Source organism: Paenibacillus sp. FSL R7-0302 (genome assembly GCF_038006885.1).
Taxonomy (GTDB): domain Bacteria; phylum Bacillota; class Bacilli; order Paenibacillales; family Paenibacillaceae; genus Paenibacillus_AQ.
The window spans coordinates 4,023,595-4,039,808 of record NZ_JBBOWB010000001.1; the positions used below are offsets into that span (position 1 = coordinate 4,023,595).

Sequence of the window (16,214 nt, forward strand, 5' to 3'; positions counted from 1 at the left end):
TTATAAAGCAGCCAAGGCCTCACCCAGCCAGGCTCCCTGCTGCACCAGCCCGTTCTGAAGCTTGGCGAGATCCACCTTCCGGCTCTGTCCCTCCGCTTCGGCCGCCATCGCCGCCGCCATACCCGCCGCCTGCCCCATGGCGAAGCAGTTCGGCATCACCCGCAGTGAGCCTTGCACGACACGGTCCGAGGAGGCGGCGCGCCCCGCCACCCATACATTGTCCAGTCCTACCGGCAGCATGCAGCGGTAAGGGACACCATGCGACTTCCCCGGCGGAAGATGGTGAATATGCATCGCCCCGCTGCTGCGGGCCATATGAATATCGATGAAGTAGCTGTTGCGAGCAATATCATCCGGGAAGGAAGCCATATTCATGAAATCCTCCTGGGTCAGCACGTAATCGCCCACAATCCGCCGCGTCTCGCGGATACCGATCTGCTCCCCGGTGGACACCAGATGGGCCTGTTCAAATCCGGGTACATAAGCCCTGAAGAATTCCAGCTGACGGTGAACCAGCTGGCGTCCCTCTATGGCGCCCCGGGTCAGATCCTCTGCACGGGAGCCGTCAATGCCGAACACATGGCCGAAATTCACACCGACCAGATAATCGGCAATCCAAGCCAGGCCTGAGACGGAGTCCCGGCCCTGCGGCAGCTTCCCGTCAACCTGCGCCTGCTGGACGGCCTGATGGATCTGATCCGTGTCACCGCTTTCATTCCGGTATTCTTCAAAACGCTGCCGGTCCACATTCGCCAGCAGGTAGCACATTGTCGCGGCTTGAAGCTCGCCGGACTCTCCGCCCTTATGGAACGGCGCTCCCGCCAGGGCGGCCAGATCGGCGTCTCCGGTCGTATCAATAACGGTCCGGGCGCGGACCAGACTCCGGCCTGACTTGTTGACGATCACCACGCCCTCAATGCTTCGGCCGGTCTCATCCATCACCGTCTGGCTCGCCACGGTATGGAGCAGCACTTCTGCTCCGCTCTCGGTGGCAGCCTCGTCGTATACACGCTTCAGCACCTCCGGGTCGATGGGCACCCAATCCAGCTCCGCCCCGAAGCGCTCGCGGAACTCCGGCTCACATCCGGCCTTCATCCGGTCAAGCAGCTCTAAGCCAATACCGCGCACGACGGCCTTCTCCCCGTCGCTGTAAGGACAGAAGGCTGGCACCAGGGCAACGGTGCCCATGCCGCCCAGGAAGCCGCGCTGCTCAATCAGCAGCGTCCGCGCCCCGCTGCGGGCCGCAGCTATCGCCGCTGCCACACCGGCAGGCCCGCCGCCTGCAACCAGCACATCCACCTCACGGGATACCTCAATCTCCTCCGCTGGCAAGGTAAATACAGTTCTGTTCATCGTTCTTCCTCCTTGAAGCTATACTTAGTACTCCTCACCATTATAAGAAGGCGGAAGCTGCAACAGCGTGCAGACTGATTGCCTGTTGCAGTGGACAGTTTTGACCTTTATGGCTTCGGGTCATCCGTGGATGGCTCTCTGCCCTGCTCTTCCACCGGACCTGCCTTGAATTCGCTGGGATTCCGGCCGTTGTATTTCTTGAACACCTTGGAGAAGTAGGCCCGGTCGGAGAAGCCGAGCGTGTAGGCGACATTCTCCACGGTCTCGTGCGGGCGGGCCAGCATCGTGATGGCCATATTCATCTTGTACTGGTTGACGTAATCGGTGAAGTTCACGCCGGACAGCTTCTTGAAATAGCGGGAGAAGTAGCTGGCGTTCAGATGCAGATGCTCCGCCATGTCGGTAGAGGTGACCATCCGGTCCACATGCTCCTCCAGAAACTCATCCACCGCCTGAAGCCGGACATCCTTCTCCTCAGCGGCTGCGGGGGCCAGTGCAAACTGCCGCCACAGATGCCTCAGCTCCCGCTTGGTCAGGCTGGCCGCTTCCTCGATATGAACCGTCTGCTCGAGTTGCGTGAAGAAGTCCTCCTTAGCCAGCCCGCCGGCTTCGAAGGCCAGCTGGCGCACGAGATTCCCGCAGGTCTCCTTCACCAGCCGGGGCAGCAGCCGCTCCGCCGATGCCAGCTGCGTCCACTGATTCACGGCCAGATCAATCCAGGCGGCATGCTGGTCTGCAAGCGCCAACGACAGCATACCGCGTTCCTTTTCCCCGCGCCGTTCCAACGCCCCCCCGAAATCCGCGTGCTTCTCAAGCAGAGACACAGGCTTCACGGACTGATAGAAGTTATTTTCCCGGCAATCGGTGAGAGTCTTGTATAACACATCGAAGCTGCGGACCGGTGCACAGGACTCCGAATAGAACCCCCGCAGGCTAATCTTCAGATACTGCTCCACCTTATCCTGTACCGCCTGCATGAATTCAGCCAGCTTGTTCTCTGTAACGCCGGGGTCCGCCACATTCCAGACCAGATAAATATCGGCGTCCCTGCTCATAATCGGTGTAATGGAAGCCTCTGCCGCAGACAGCTCCAGCGCAATATTGTTCACGGCTGAATGGATCAGCGGAATATCCTTGTAGCGGTAACGCTCGGTGACCGATGCGGCATCCATATGAAGGAATCCATGACGCAGAAAGGGGTGCTTCCAGGAGATGCCCAGCCGTTCACCGAACTCCAGGGTGTTCTCCTGGCCCGCCGCACCCGACAGCAGCTGCTTCAGGAAGCTCTGCTTCAGCACTTCCTTATTGCGCTCAATCGCTTGGCGGAAGGAGTAGCGCTCCAGCAGCTCCTCGCGGCTCTTGAAGCGGCTCATCGCTTTGGCGAGACTGCTCTTAAGCTGCTCGGGCGACAGCTCATCCTTAATCAGATAATCATCCGCCTCCAGCTGGATCGCCCGCTTCGAGTAATGGAAATCCTCATAGCAAGTCAGGAAAATCAGGCGGACCTCCGGCTTCGTGATCCGGAAAGCATCCGCCAGCTCCAGCCCGTCCATCCCCGGCAGGCCGATGTCCACAATCACAATATCGGGCAGTGCGGTATGGAACTGCTCCAGCGCATCCTCGCTGCTATACGCCGAAGCCACCAGCTGCAGGTCCAGCCCCAAGGACCCGAGCAGATATTCCACGTATTCCAGCATCGGGACATCATCGTCAATCAGCATCAGGGTCATCAAGGGGAACCGCCTCCTTCTCCCGGGTCACGGGGATATATAGGGTGAACGTCATGCCTTCCTCGTCTTCTCTTGCCTGTGCGCTCAGCCGTGCGCGATATCCGTACAATACCTGCAGACGGCGTGCTGTGTTGACCAGCCCGACCCCTTTTTCCGGCCAGAGCGCAGTGTCTTCACTTCCTTGCAGACGCCGGTTCAGGCGCTGGAGCTTATCCTCCGGCATGCCGCGGCCGTTATCGCTGATGCTGATCCGCAGCAGATCGGACTCGAACGCCGCTTCGAGCCGGATCGCCGGATGGTCCGGACGGGCGGAGAAGCCGTGGCTGATGGCATTCTCGACAATAGGCTGAAGCAGAAGCCGGGGCAGCATCACCGCACCTTCTTCCTCGCCCACCTCGCATTCCCAGACGATATCCAGACGGTTGCGGATCTGCATCACCTGCACATAGCTGCCCAGCACCCTGCACTCCTCCGCCAGCTCCAGCGGCTTATCCACATGCACATACACACGCAGCAGCTTCATGAGCGCATCGATCATAGCGCCATGCGCCGGGTCACCGCTGAGCAGCAGATCCACCTTGATGGAATTGAGCGTATTCAGCAGAAAATGAGGCCGGATCTGCGCCGCCAGCGCCTGAAGCTCCAGCCGCCTTTTCTCCTCCTGTTCACTCTCGACCTGCTGCAGCAGCCCGTTCATATCCTCCAGCATCTGATTAAAAGCCGCCGACAGCACCGCCACCTCATCCTTGCCCTTGACGGGTATCCGAACCGCGCGGTTGCCGCCGACGTACTGCTTGACGCTGGCCCGCAGCAGGCTGATCGGCTTGTTCATATATCCGGCCCACAGCATGGACAGGACCAGGAACGCCAGGAAGAACAGTCCGATCAGCGAGATGGAGACCAAAAACTCCCGGTTGATATGGCTGTCGATGGAGCTGCGGGGCGTCTTGCTGGTAAGCAGCCAGCCGACCTTGGGAATACGGACCTCACTGGCCAGCAGCGGGCCTTCATCCGCAGGAGAGGCTTCTCCTGTGACAGCAATGCTTCTCCCCTTCTGGTCAACAAGCGCGAGCCTGCTTACCGCATTGCCCGTATCGAGCAGGCTGCGGAAGTAGTGGCTCGGAATGCCCACGTACAGCGTGGCCAGCTTGTCCTGGTTCAGCGGGTCGGTAATGAACCGTACCGCATAATAATAATCCGGTGCAGCGGGGGTGCCGCCGTAGGGGAACCATTGCAGCGACACTTTTTCCCGCTCATCCAGCCTGCTGCTCTCCTTAAGAAGCTTCTCAGGCAGCACAGAGAACACCGGAATATTCTGGTTGCCGATCAGTATCCGGTTCTCCCGGTTGACCAGCATGATCTGAAGATCAGCATCGAGCGACTGCACCGACAGGATATTGGCCGTAGTCTTGAGCTTGTTGTAATGGGTATACACTCCGTAATTTCCGAAGCTTCCCGTATTTTTGAGATAACGCAGACTCTCCAGCACGGCCGGATCATAAGCCTCAGAGAAATACACCGAGACAAACGAGATGCTGTCCACCGTTTTTTCCATTTGACTGCCGATGACCTTCAGTGTCTCCTCATTCGAACGGGCGATCTTCTCACTCACATTCTCCCGCACAGAGGTATACGACCAGAACGTAACGACAACAAAAGGCAGCAGGATCAGGATCAGGAACGTGTATTGCAGTCTGCGATGGAAGGAAAAACGGCTTAACCATTTCATAAGAATTCCACCCCGCACTGTAATGAAAGCTTCAACGTCCCTATTATAATCCAAAATCCCTGCTGCCTTTGCACTTCATCCGTTATTTCTGATTGGCAGAAACTACCTTCTCGACTTCCGCTGTCATCTCACTCTTGACCTCATCGAAGCTGCGGTTATCCAGAATGAAGCTGGCGAAGCCGTTCTCCACAATCGCTTTCAGTTCACTGCCGTACGGCACGCTGAAGGTGTCCGGCATTTTAATATTTGGATCGAACAGCGTTTTGGTGAGGGAAGCGGTATCGATCAGATCTGTATTTTCCCCGAAAAAGCCGTTAATCAGCTCCGCCCCGTCCACGCCCTTGAACGAAGGAATCTCCTTGGTGAACTTGTAGGCTTCCTTGGACATCCAGCGGATGAAGTCATACGAGGCTTCCTTATTCGCTGATTTCGCGCCCATGGCCAGGCCGCCGCCGGAGATATTCGTCATCCCCAGTTCCTTACTGTCCACCGAACGCGGCAGCGGAGCGTACATGCTCTGGAACTCATGCGGGAATTTCTCCAGGTTCAGCGCCGCCCGGACAGCATAGCTTGGCACGGCCAGCATACTGGCATTTCCGGCAAAAAACTGCTGCAGCACATGGTAGTTCGAGGCCAGCACATCGGCATACGGCTCAGCGCTCTTATCTTCCTTCTCCATCGCACGGCGGAGGTTGAAGAAGTATTCGAAGGACGGATCGTCAAAAATCGGCTTCAAGTCTGCGCTAAGCTGCGGATGCGGCTTCTCGGTGTATGCGATAATGTTCGGATATTCGCCCCAGGTGTGGAAGTACGTTCCGAAGTGCTCGGGTGTCGTCAGCTTCTTGGCATACTCACGGAAATCATCCCAGGTCCAGCCCATCTCCGGCAGGGTCAGCCCGGCGGCTTCCAGATGATCCTTGTTGAAGACCGTCAGCCACTGCGTGGAGCTGGGCAGAATGCCGTAGACCTTGTCGTCCAGCTTCAGCAGCTTGGAATATTCATCCTCGGGTTTAATACTCTCCTGTTCAAAAAAGGAGTTAAGCGGTTCCACAACTCCCCGCGAAGCGCGCTCCAGCAGCTCATCCTCGTTCCCGGTCATGAACACATCGACCACTTCGCCGCCTGCGACCAGAATATCCAGCTTCTTCATGAAATCCGTACTGTCGCTGTTCTGGACCAGGGATTCATATTCCACTTCGACTTTATCCTGAGCTTCGTTGTAAGCCTGCACGGCCTGGTAGATCGGCTCTTCCGGCTTATCGGCCTTGAAGGTGTAGAATTTGATCTTGGCTTTGCCTGCGGGCTGGGCTGTGCCGGCGGTTCCGGCAGACGGATCAGCCGAGGCTGGTGCATCGGTTGCTGCTGAGGTGTTGCCCCCATTCCCGCCGCAAGCGGTGACGGAGAGCATGAGGAGCATACTGGCAAGCATTAATGGTAGTTTTTTCAAAGCAATTCCCCCTTGATTTGTTGTCTGCAGGCTCATTATACAATCTAAGCTTTGCGCACACCGTGTACAGCTATGCGGTGTGCGCGTACACTTTTTTGACCTTTACCCTTTCACGCCTCCGATAGCAATCCCGTTAATGACCTGCTTCTGGAGGATCAGGAACAGCACCAGCAGCGGCAGAATCGCGGCGACGGAGGCCATCATCATGACGGAGATCTGTGTACCGAATTCCTCCTTGAAAAATTGCATCCCGAGCGGAATCGTATACAGCTTGGTCGAATTCAGCATAATCAGCGGCCCCTGGTAATCATTCCAGGTCCAGATGAACTTGATAATCCCCACTGTTGCCAGAATCGGGCGGCTCAGCGGCAGCACCACGCTCCAGAAAATCCGTAAGAACCCGGCGCCGTCCAGCTCCGCCGCTTCCAGCATATCATTATGAATCCCGATCATGAACTGGCGCAGCAGGAAGGTGAAGTAGCTGGAGAACATCCCCATCAGGATGAGCGCGGCGTGAGAGTCGTAAAGGCCCAGCTCTTTAATCATAATATAGCGCGGAACGAGTGTTGCCTGCTCCGGGATCATCATGAACGCCAGCATCAGGGTGAAGATCAGCGCCCGGCCTTTGAAATCCAGCTTGGCGAGCGCATACCCGGCCATGGCCGAGATTACGATTGTCGCCAGGGTGGAGATCAGGGCGATTTTGAGCGAGTTCATATAGAATAATCCGAATGCCACATCACCCATCCATACGGCCTTGAAGTTAGCGATCAGATTCCAGTCGGTGGGAATCCACTGAATCGGGAAGGTCCAGACCTCCTTCTCCGTCTTCGAGGCCGCCGACAGCATCCAGACCAGCGGCATCAGGAAGAATACCGAGCACAGGGCGAACAGGACCGTGAAGATCAGATTGCCGGGCTTAAGTTTTTTCATTGTCATTGCCTTTCGTTCCTTTCGCCTTGGACTAGTAATGGACCTTGCGGTTCTGGGTTATCCAGGTAATGGAGGTCACCAGCATAATAATCAGGAACAGCACCCAGGACATCGCCGAGGCATAGCCCATTTTGAAGCGCTCGAAGCCTTCTTCGTAGATCTGGTACACGATAACGGTACTGGAATAGTTAGGCCCGCCGCCGGTCAGGAACTTGATCATATCGAAGATTTTGAAGGAAGAGATCGTGCTCGTTATCGCCAGGAAAAAGGTGGTCGGCCCCAGCAGCGGCAGCGTAATCCGCCGGAATTGTCCGATCCCGCTGGCTCCGTCAATTGTCGCCGCCTCATACAGCTCCTCGGGAATATTCGTCATCCCCGCCAGGAAAATAATCATCTGATAGCCCAGCAGCTGCCAGACGTAGATAATCATAATGGCAATCAGCGAGAAGCTGGTATCGACCAGCCAGCGCGGCGGTTCGGATACTCCAAGCTGCATCAGGATCTGATTGACCGGCCCCTTGGACGGATGGTAGAGCGCTTGCCAGACTGCGGCGATGGCCACGGTGGAACAGATATAGGGTACGAAAAAAGCCACCTTGAAGAACGTCTTCGCGTACAGCTTCTTATGGATCAGCGCCGAGAGCACCACCCCCAGCAGCATCGTGACCGGCACCGTGCCGACCGTAAACAACACATTATTCTTCAGGGCCAGCAGGAAGCGGTTGTCCCTGAACAGTTCAATAAAGTTATCCAGACCGACAAAGTTAATCGCCGACAAGCCGCCGACGAGGTTCCACTCCGTCAGGCTGAGGAACAGGCTGAACAGCAGCGGGAACACGGCGATGACGAGCATCCCGATGACCTCCGGCGCAATGAACAGCCATCCGGCGAGCTGCTCCCGTCTCTTGCGCGTCCAGTAGGTTCGGGCTGCGGGCTTAACGGTCTTGCGGGTAACGGCAGATTGACTCATTGCATTCTCTCCCCTACAGTTTCAGCTTGGTTGTCCGGCAGATAGCCGCCTTCTTCCCGGAGACGGGCGCGAAGGCGGGGGACATCCACGGCATGAACATCTCCGCCGGTATGAGCGGCAGCCAGTGCCGCAGCAAGTCCGGCAGCTTCGCCCATCGCCAGGCAGACCGGCATCACTCGCACGCTGCCGAGCACCCTGCGGTCACAGGAGATGGACCGACCGGCGACCAGAACGTTGCGCAGTCCGCGCGGCGTAAGGCAGCGGTACGGAATGCCGTGCGATTCACCCGGCCCGTAGAGCGTGATAGCTTGACTGGATCCGGCGCCGCTCTGCTGCTCCTTCTGTGTGCCATGCACATCAATGAAGTAGCTGTTGCGGCAGATCTCATCATCGAAGCTTCTGCGGGAGATGTAATCCTCCGCCGTCAGGATATAATCGCCGGTAATCCGCCGGGATTCCCGCGTGCCGATCAGTGTGCCAGTGATCATCACTACCGCATTGCCGAAGGCTGCGGGGTGAACAGCAGCAAGCATGTCCCGGTAGGCGGCCGCCATCTTGCGTCCCCCTACCAGCGCCCCGGATACGGAGAAGGCATTCGTGTTGTCAATTCCCCAGAGATGTCCGGCATTGAAGCCTACGGCACGCGGAGCTACCATATTGTTGCACAGATGCGTATCCGGAATGCCCGGATATTCTCCTGAGCGGACCACCTCATGGATCGGGCTGTGCGGGTTCTCCGCATGGAGCTTCGGCCCGTTCACATAAGCATAATCATCCACGTTGCCAAGGATGAAGCAATGGGTGGCGGGTTGAAGATCGCCGGTCTCTTCGTCTCCCATTTGGTACTCGGCACCTGCCCATGCAGCAACATCGCCATCTCCTGTGCAATCGATATACACGGGTGCCCGGAAGGCCTGCAGGCCGCTTTTATTGAGAAGGAGGAGTGTGGTGATGTTGCCGTGATCGTCCCTGTCCACATCCGCAAGCGCGGTCAGGAACAGGATATGGGCACCCGACTCCGTTACGAGATCGTCATAGACCCGCTTGAGCTTCTCCGGTTCGATCGGCACCCAGTCCATCGCATCCTCCGGCACATGCGGCATTTGAGCCTTTAAGGTATTGAACACCTTGGCCGCGAGACCACGGTAGACCATCTTCTCTTTGTCCGAGAATGGGCACCAGGCCGGCACCAGGCCGGAGGTTCCCATTCCGCCAAGGCTCCCGGTCGCTTCGACCAGCAGTGTCCGCGCCCCTTCCCTGGCCGCCGCCGCTGCGGCGGTGCAGCCCGCGGGCCCGCCTCCGACTACAATTACGTCGTAGGAGGCGTTCAGCGGGATGGGTTTACTTTTCAGCATATACGTATCGTTCTCCATTTGGCTCTCACTTTCCCGGCGGATAGTCCTCTTTCCGTGAAGCCGTCCGCCGCTCATCTATACGCTAATTTTAGCAAGAGACCCGGAGGAGTACGGTATAGCTTTCATACGGGTTGATGTGTATTATTTTGACCCTTGGGGGATGGCGGGTGGCTCGGGGGCGGGGGATGCTGGTTAGCTGGGGTTAGGGTTAGGCTGGGGCAGGTGAAGCAGCAGGATCAGGTACACCTCTGCATCTTATTTGCTCACTAAGCCGACTTTTGAGGTATTTAAAGGGATTTATACACTTCATTTACTCTCTCAGCCGACTTTTGAGGAGTTTAATGGGATTTATACACTTCATTTACTCTCCCAGCTAACTTTTGAGGAATTTAAAGGGATTTATACACTTCATTTACTCTGCCAGCCAACTTTTGAGGTATTTAATGGGATTTATACACTTCATTTACTCTCCAAGCCGACTTTTGAGGAATTTAAAGGGATTTATACACTTCATTTACTCTCCCAGCCGACTTTTGAGGAATTTAAAGGGATTTATACGCTTCATTTACTCTCTCAGCCGACTTTTGAGGAATTTTAAGGGATTTATACACTTCATTTACTCTCCAAGCCGACTTTTGAGGAATTTAAAGGGATTTATACACTTCATTTACTCATCCAGCTAACTTTTGAGGAATTTAAAGGGATTTATACACTTCATTTACTCTCCCAGCTAACTTTTGAGGAATTTAAAGGGATTTATACACTTCATTTACTCTCCCAGCTAACTTTTGAGGAATTTAAAGGGACTTATACACTTCATTTACTCTCCCAGCCAACTTTTGAGGTATTTAATGGGATTTATACACTTCATTTACTCATCTAGCTGACTTTTGAGGAATTTAAAGGGGTTTATACACTTCATTTACTCTGCCAGCTAACTTTTGAGGAATTTAATGGGATTTATACACTTCATTTACTCTCCCAGCCGACTTTTGAGGGATTTTAAGGGATTTATCCTTTATCCCACGCACAAAAAAGGATACAGCCGCAAAGCATCATTTGGTCAGGATTGCGGCCGTACCCTTTGCTGTTATCTTACGCAAATTTGCAGACATTGTTTCATTTTTATTTCAAATTTGACAGAATAGCACTGAGAATCAGGCCTGTGTCCAGGGCCATATCCTCAAAATCAGCCACAGGCAACGGATTCTTGCCCACTCCCAGCTCTACGGTGAAGCCCGGCTTGCGGAAGCGCTCGATGAACCAGTCCTTGTAGCCGGCATCGCTGCCGGTCAGCTCCACCGCCCGGTAGCCGCTGGCCGCTGCCAGCCGGGCCGACCATTCCTTACTCTCCGGCGGCTCATAGCCCCGGTAGTTCCAGTAGATCTCAGCCCCCTGGCTGTGCAGGGATACGGCGGCATCGCCCGGAACCCGCTCGGCCAGCGCCGCCAGTGCCGCCGCCTCCGGCTCACTGAGCGGCGCAGGGCCGCTGTAATCGCGCGGCGCCGGGCCGGGCACCTGCCTCCTGTCGCGTTCCTCCTCCCAGTGTGCGGGGAACTGGTCTCCAAGATCGACACCGCGGATGTTCGCCTTCCAGTGCCGGAAGCTGCGCCTGCCGCAGTTCCACCTCATCAGCTCCGCATAATGGGGATGGTCCGCCATCGCCCCTTCCTGCACCAGCTCGACGCCGTCGGGATTCGCCATCGGCACAGCCCAGAGCGTCCAGTCCCGGTGCCAGTCCGCAGGCTCACGCCCGTGCCAGTCCGCACCTGACGCATAGGCAGCCGCATATTCTTCAAGGAAGCGCATCAGACACGGGGACGTCAGCCACTCGTTGGCATGCAGCGCGGCATTCACATGCAGGTGGCGCGGGCCGCTGCCGATCCGCAGCAGACGGAGCGGCTTGCCGAGCACACTGTGGCCTATTACTTCGCTGCTGACACAAGAATAGCGGTCTGCAAGTCTTGCAGCATCCGCCTCCACCTCAGCCGGCCCGTATTCCCCGTGCAGATAAACCTCTGTCCCCCGGGTGGCCGCCGGAATCACCAGCACCTTGCCCGGCAGGCAGATACGTCCCGAGCTTACCCCGGGATTCAGCATCTCCAGCTCATCTATGCCAACCCCGAACAAGGACGCGATGCTCTGCGCATCGTCCCCCGCCTGCACCGCATACCGCTTGCGCGGGGCAGATGGCAGGAACAGCACCTGCCCCGGATATAAATACGGCTGGCTGCCAGCCCATGGATTCCCCTGTATGACATGCTCCGGTGTCAATCCGTGTCTTGCGGCGATACGGCTTACGGTATCTCCCCTGCGGGCAATGTATTGCTGCATAGGTCTCATCCTCCCGGCCCTCTTGTGCCGGCGTCCCTAACATCCTCCGTGATGACATGCGGGAACCGGCCCTCATGCCTAGTATATGAGCAGCAGCAGCGGGTCATGTGGAAATGTAGTAACCCGGAACCCGGATCTGATCTGTGCAGAGCTGTCCACGAAGAATCCGGCAGCAAAAGACCGGGAAGCCCTCCCGGTCTCATCCTCCGGACATTCCCGCAAAGGGTTTGTCCCTATTCAGTTCGCCGCTGTAATGCTCCCAAGCCTACATAGTAGATACTTGCCAGACTACTGGCGTCCGGCTGATCTGCTCGCCCAGCCAGTCCCGGGCGATCCGCTGGAAGATCTCCGCATCTCCACTGCAGAAGAACTGGTGAATCGGACTCTCATCCCCGCGCGCCAGCTGGCCTTTATCGTAGAGGATGGTGCTGATCTCCCGGGCCGTCTCATCCGCCGAGCTGATCAGCTTGACGCCGGGTCCCATCACCTTGCTGATCGGCTCGACCAGGAACGGATAATGGGTGCAGCCGAGAATCAGCGTATCGATCGGCTCATACTTGATCCCGTTCAGTGACTTGGCCACTGCCAGATGGCTCTCCTCCGAGCGGAATAACCCCTGCTCCACGTAGGGCACAAGCGCCGGGCAGGCTTGGCTGACCACCTGAACAAAGGGAGACAGCTGCTTCAGCGCCGCCGTATAGGCACCGCTTGTAATCGTGCCGATGGTCCCGATCACGCCGACCTGTCCGGTCTTGGATGCGCTGATGGCGGCGCGGGCACCGGGGTGAATGACTCCGATCACAGGAATGGCTACCTTGGCGGAGATATAATCAAGCGCTGCTGCTGTTGCTGTGTTGCAAGCAATGACGATCATTTTAGGATTAAATTGAATTAAATAGTCCACGATTTGTTCAGTGAACAATTTCACTTCCTCAGTGGAACGGGGTCCGTACGGGGCTCTTGCCGTATCGCCGAAATAGATGATTTTCTCCCGGGGGAGCTGTCGCATCACTTCCTTGACTACGGTCAATCCTCCTACGCCTGAGTCTAATATTGCTATTGCCTGCTGCACGAACACACCGCATCCTTTAACTCGTTTTGTGTAGCTTATGTAAGGCTGGAATAATGTGTACCAGGATTTCAGCCCCAATTGCAGATATTACCCCATTTGCCGGTTCAGTTCAAGTAGGGAAGATAAGCGGAGCCCTAACCACACGCAAAAGCCGCCTCCCGCCTGTGCAGCGGAAAACGGCTCCATACCTTTTACCTCAAGCTTAGGACAGCTTTCCTGCGGTCTTGCCGTCCTCGATAGCTTCCGCTACAGCTGCATCTGTACCGGTCACAGCTTCGATCTCAGCCTCCACCACTGCCGCTTCCTCAGCAGCCTCATATGCAGCCACCTCGTCGCGTACAGCTTCCACTGCATCGGTAACTTCCACAGCCTGCTCCGCAATGCCGCTAACAGTAGCTACATCTGCTTCTTCCACCGCATCCTTGACGGATTTGCTCCAATCCTTAACTTCGCTTACTACGGAGACTACTGCTTCTTTGGCCTTACCGTAGATCTCTGTAGTTTTCTCGCTGGCCTGGCCGGCAATAACCTGAACCTTATCCACCGCATCCGTTGTGCCTTCGGCAATATCCTTACGCAGCTCCTTACCCGGTTTAGGGGCAAACAGCAGCGCTGTCACCGATCCTACAATACTGCCGGCAAGTACGCCCCAGAGCAAGTTTTTGTTATCTTTTTTCATCATCAATCTCTCCTTTGGATTCTATTGTGCCTCTGCCCGGCCACCCGGGCGATCGCCTATTTCTGCTATATCATAAGCATAGAGAGGATGTCCTGTGACTGTTCAGCCCTTGATTTCGGAAGTTTTCTGCTTGGGAATCGGCGTAATTGCATACCGGCAGCATTGGCCGCCTTCCGCCATACACTCACTGCGCGTCACCTTCGCCTCCAGCAGCTCCTCGAACAAATGCTGCTCGCACTGGCAAGCCTTGCGGTACTGGGTAGCCACCTGACGGATGGGACAATTATACTCCCGCAGTGTGTAAGAGCCGTCCTCTTCCCTGCCCCACTCCGCCATATAGCCCCCGGCATTCTGAATGGTTGTCAGCTCCGCAACCCGCTCCTCCAGCTCACGGCTCTGCATCACCTTGCTGTACTGGGCAAGCATCCGCCGCTTGCGGCCTTCGAACAGCATATTGACCGCATCCACTCCGCTTCCGAGGTCCAGCTCCCGCAGCAGCTCCAGCGCCAGATTGTGATAGCTTTTGGGAAAATGATCCTCCGCCCGCTCGGTAAGCGAATATACATGCATCGGACGTCCCATGGCCTGGCGCACAACCTTGGTCCTTACAAGCGACTCCTGCTCCAGCTGAAGCACATGGCGGCGGACTCCCATCTCGGTAATTCCCAATTCCTCAGCAAGAGCGCTGATCGTCAGCGGACCTCTCATCTTCAGCAGCGTCATAATCATCCGCCGGGTTGAACCGCTCTCCTGACTTTTCTTCGCCATAAAGGACCTCCTTTCTGTCTGTATGCACACAGCCCCGGCTCAGCTAGCCCGTGACCCCGCTGCCCAGCTCCTGATCCAGATACCTGCGCACCTCGCAGGCGAACTTCTCCAGAATATCCGGCAGCGTCCGGGTCATGGGGTGCAGCTCTTTGCGTTCCCACACGAAATAATCCTGAACCAGCGGCTTGCGCAAGGCGACCAGCGAGGTCAGATCCTCGTAGATCCCGCTGTCTCCCAGCACCTTTTCCTCATGGATAATAGATATAATATCCTCGTAGCTTCCGGCATCACGCATAATGAACCCGTCAATCAGACAGCTGCCCACATCCGTCACGACTTCAACGGCCAGATGTAAGCACCGTTCCTGCACCAGACCCAAGAGCGTACTGCCGTCCCAGGAAGAAGCTGCATGTGCTAGACCTCGCTTAAGATCAGGGATCTGTTCAAGAATAACTTCTATTTGCTTCCGGTTGACATAATACACAGCTGACCCTCCACCCTGCGGTATTTAGTGATCTTCCTTAACATGAACTGCCGTTATTTCCCCCGCCTGCCCCGGCGCTTCAGCCAGAACACCATCACGACACACGCCGCCATAAAAACAATCAGATACGTCAATGCTTCCATCGGATACTCAAGCTCACGCATTCCGCTCACCGCTTTCCGTGCTTAATGGGTTCCAGCCTTGCAAGTACGTACAGTCTCAGATCTCGTAATCGACCGCTACCGACAACTCCTTGACCTCGTTGATATGGGCAATGACTTCCTTGTGGGCCGGATGCACCTGATACGCCTGCAAATCCTCCATCGAGGCCACAACCGTGACCAGGGCGATATCGAACGAACGCTCCGAGTGAATCAGATCGGCCCCGACTTCAATGGACAGCAGCTGCGGAATTCTTCCTTCCATATTACGGAGGACTGCAATAGTCTCTGCGACCTTGTCCGGGGACCGGTCCTTTAATTTGAAGAAAACAATATGCTTGATCATCTATCCCGCTCCCAGCCTGATTAATGTGAAATTGATTACTCAAAATATATCATAAACTGCAGCATTACTGAAACAATCTTGGTTCATGGCCAAAACAGGAGCTTTGCACTCTGGACGAATGCCGTGATGAAATGGTAAAGTCATAACAGCTAAACTAGATGATCCGTCACTTCATTAAATCAGTACACCCGGAGGTATTATGGCTAAAAATCAGCAAGAAACACATAAAATTCAGGCCTGGTCTCTGATCAACCGCAAATATCTTGGACAAGGCGTACGGGTCAAAAGATTTCGCCGCCCCAAACGCAGCCAGATCCGCAACCGCGTTCTGCTGGCCATCCTGATGGCCAAGGACATGAAGCTCTCCCGGCTCGCAGAAGAGCTCTCCGTCTCCTCACGCAGCGTAAGCGCATGGGTATATGAAGGACGCATTCCCTCCAGAACCAATCTGGACAAGGTCTGCCGCCATTTAGGCTATCCGCCCCATATCCTGTTCAATGAAGCTCTTCTGCGGCAAAGTCCGATTGTGTGCCAGCCGACCCCATCCCGTTTCATGAAAAGAACGCTCGCCCATTCACCGCAGCACAACGCGATTCTGACCGGACTCTGCATGGTATATGATTTCTCGGTAACCGATGTCAGCATCTGGATCGGCGTCCATCCCGGCACCTTCCGCAAGTGGCTGCACCACTGCCATCTGCCTACCCTGGCCCTGCAGGAGAAGGCCGAGAATTTCTTCCGCATTCCGCGGCATATCCTGTTCGCCGACTGCGAGCTGCATTAACCTTCATTAATAGGAAGCTGCAGGAAGAAGCGGGAACACGCACGCATCAGGTTCACAGTAAGGTCCTTC

The 16,214-nt window shown here is 55.9% G+C and carries 15 protein-coding genes; 2 read left to right on the forward strand and 13 right to left on the reverse strand.

Annotation, left to right across the window (positions count from 1 at the left end):
• From MKY96_RS17575 to MKY96_RS17605, 7 genes are all read right to left on the reverse strand, one after another.
• On the reverse strand, positions 1–1,353 hold the full coding sequence (locus MKY96_RS17575; RefSeq protein WP_340941953.1) for an FAD-dependent oxidoreductase: 1,353 nt from the start codon (positions 1,351–1,353) through the stop codon (positions 1–3).
• A gap of 107 nt (positions 1,354–1,460) precedes the next feature.
• Positions 1,461–3,083: a response regulator transcription factor gene (locus tag MKY96_RS17580; protein WP_340944615.1), complete on the reverse strand. Its 1,623-nt coding sequence runs from the start codon at positions 3,081–3,083 to the stop codon at positions 1,461–1,463.
• A complete protein-coding gene (locus MKY96_RS17585; RefSeq protein WP_340941956.1) occupies positions 3,064–4,812 on the reverse strand; it encodes a sensor histidine kinase in 1,749 nt (582 codons plus the stop codon). Before MKY96_RS17585 ends, MKY96_RS17580 begins: the two co-directional genes overlap by 20 nt.
• 82 nt (positions 4,813–4,894) lie before the next feature.
• On the reverse strand, positions 4,895–6,259 hold the full coding sequence (locus MKY96_RS17590; RefSeq protein WP_340941957.1) for an ABC transporter substrate-binding protein: 1,365 nt from the start codon (positions 6,257–6,259) through the stop codon (positions 4,895–4,897).
• Between the two features lie 102 nt (positions 6,260–6,361).
• On the reverse strand, positions 6,362–7,198 hold the full coding sequence (locus MKY96_RS17595) for a carbohydrate ABC transporter permease (RefSeq protein ID WP_036702263.1): 837 nt from the start codon (positions 7,196–7,198) through the stop codon (positions 6,362–6,364).
• 25 nt (positions 7,199–7,223) lie between these two features.
• The gene (locus MKY96_RS17600) at positions 7,224–8,162 is read right to left on the reverse strand and encodes a carbohydrate ABC transporter permease (protein ID WP_340754807.1); all 939 of its coding nucleotides are present in this window, start codon (positions 8,160–8,162) and stop codon (positions 7,224–7,226) included.
• Positions 8,159–9,517, reverse strand: a complete 1,359-nt coding sequence (locus tag MKY96_RS17605; protein WP_340941959.1) for an FAD-dependent oxidoreductase — start codon at positions 9,515–9,517, stop codon at positions 8,159–8,161. Before MKY96_RS17605 ends, MKY96_RS17600 begins: the two co-directional genes overlap by 4 nt.
• Positions 9,518–9,776: 259 nt before the next feature.
• On the opposite strand from MKY96_RS17605, the gene MKY96_RS17610 reads away from it, so the two are divergent.
• A complete protein-coding gene (locus MKY96_RS17610) occupies positions 9,777–10,115 on the forward strand; it encodes a hypothetical protein (protein ID WP_340941962.1) in 339 nt (112 codons plus the stop codon).
• Between the two features lie 527 nt (positions 10,116–10,642).
• Here MKY96_RS17610 and MKY96_RS17615 read toward each other — a convergent pair.
• From MKY96_RS17615 to MKY96_RS17640, 6 genes are all read right to left on the reverse strand, one after another.
• A complete protein-coding gene (locus tag MKY96_RS17615; RefSeq protein WP_340941964.1) occupies positions 10,643–11,851 on the reverse strand; it encodes a M14 family metallopeptidase in 1,209 nt (402 codons plus the stop codon).
• A gap of 265 nt (positions 11,852–12,116) precedes the next feature.
• Complete coding sequence (gene racE / locus MKY96_RS17620; RefSeq protein WP_340941965.1) at positions 12,117–12,923, reverse strand: glutamate racemase; 807 nt, start codon at positions 12,921–12,923, stop codon at positions 12,117–12,119.
• 202 nt (positions 12,924–13,125) lie between these two features.
• Positions 13,126–13,605: a YtxH domain-containing protein gene (locus MKY96_RS17625; protein WP_340941967.1), complete on the reverse strand. Its 480-nt coding sequence runs from the start codon at positions 13,603–13,605 to the stop codon at positions 13,126–13,128.
• 99 nt (positions 13,606–13,704) lie between these two features.
• Entirely contained in the window at positions 13,705–14,370 is a 666-nt protein-coding gene (locus MKY96_RS17630; protein ID WP_340941969.1) for a helix-turn-helix transcriptional regulator, read from the reverse strand.
• A 43-nt stretch (positions 14,371–14,413) separates the two neighbouring features.
• Positions 14,414–14,854: a DUF86 domain-containing protein gene (locus MKY96_RS17635; protein WP_340941971.1), complete on the reverse strand. Its 441-nt coding sequence runs from the start codon at positions 14,852–14,854 to the stop codon at positions 14,414–14,416.
• A 219-nt stretch (positions 14,855–15,073) separates the two neighbouring features.
• Positions 15,074–15,361, reverse strand: a complete 288-nt coding sequence (locus tag MKY96_RS17640) for a Dabb family protein (protein WP_340941973.1) — start codon at positions 15,359–15,361, stop codon at positions 15,074–15,076.
• A 199-nt stretch (positions 15,362–15,560) separates the two neighbouring features.
• Between MKY96_RS17640 and MKY96_RS17645 the strand changes: the two genes are divergently transcribed.
• Positions 15,561–16,145 (forward strand): helix-turn-helix domain-containing protein, encoded by a 585-nt coding sequence (locus tag MKY96_RS17645; protein WP_036702276.1) that lies wholly within the window; start codon positions 15,561–15,563, stop codon positions 16,143–16,145.
• Positions 16,146–16,214: the final 69 nt, after the last annotated feature.

What these genes read in the sequence shown, in the direction of transcription:
- MKY96_RS17575 (WP_340941953.1), bottom strand. Translation starts at nt 1,353, where the DNA reads ATGAACAGAACTGTATTTACCTTGCCAGCGGAGGAGATTGAGGTATCC.
- MKY96_RS17580 (WP_340944615.1), bottom strand. Translation starts at nt 3,083, where the DNA reads ATGACCCTGATGCTGATTGACGATGATGTCCCGATGCTGGAATACGTG.
- MKY96_RS17585 (WP_340941956.1), bottom strand. Translation starts at nt 4,812, where the DNA reads ATGAAATGGTTAAGCCGTTTTTCCTTCCATCGCAGACTGCAATACACG.
- MKY96_RS17595 (WP_036702263.1), bottom strand. Translation starts at nt 7,198, where the DNA reads ATGACAATGAAAAAACTTAAGCCCGGCAATCTGATCTTCACGGTCCTG.
- MKY96_RS17600 (WP_340754807.1), bottom strand. Translation starts at nt 8,162, where the DNA reads ATGAGTCAATCTGCCGTTACCCGCAAGACCGTTAAGCCCGCAGCCCGA.
- MKY96_RS17605 (WP_340941959.1), bottom strand. Translation starts at nt 9,517, where the DNA reads ATGCTGAAAAGTAAACCCATCCCGCTGAACGCCTCCTACGACGTAATT.
- MKY96_RS17615 (WP_340941964.1), bottom strand. Translation starts at nt 11,851, where the DNA reads ATGCAGCAATACATTGCCCGCAGGGGAGATACCGTAAGCCGTATCGCC.
- MKY96_RS17625 (WP_340941967.1), bottom strand. Translation starts at nt 13,605, where the DNA reads ATGATGAAAAAAGATAACAAAAACTTGCTCTGGGGCGTACTTGCCGGC.
- MKY96_RS17630 (WP_340941969.1), bottom strand. Translation starts at nt 14,370, where the DNA reads ATGGCGAAGAAAAGTCAGGAGAGCGGTTCAACCCGGCGGATGATTATG.
- MKY96_RS17640 (WP_340941973.1), bottom strand. Translation starts at nt 15,361, where the DNA reads ATGATCAAGCATATTGTTTTCTTCAAATTAAAGGACCGGTCCCCGGAC.
- MKY96_RS17645 (WP_036702276.1), top strand. Translation starts at nt 15,561, where the DNA reads ATGGCTAAAAATCAGCAAGAAACACATAAAATTCAGGCCTGGTCTCTG.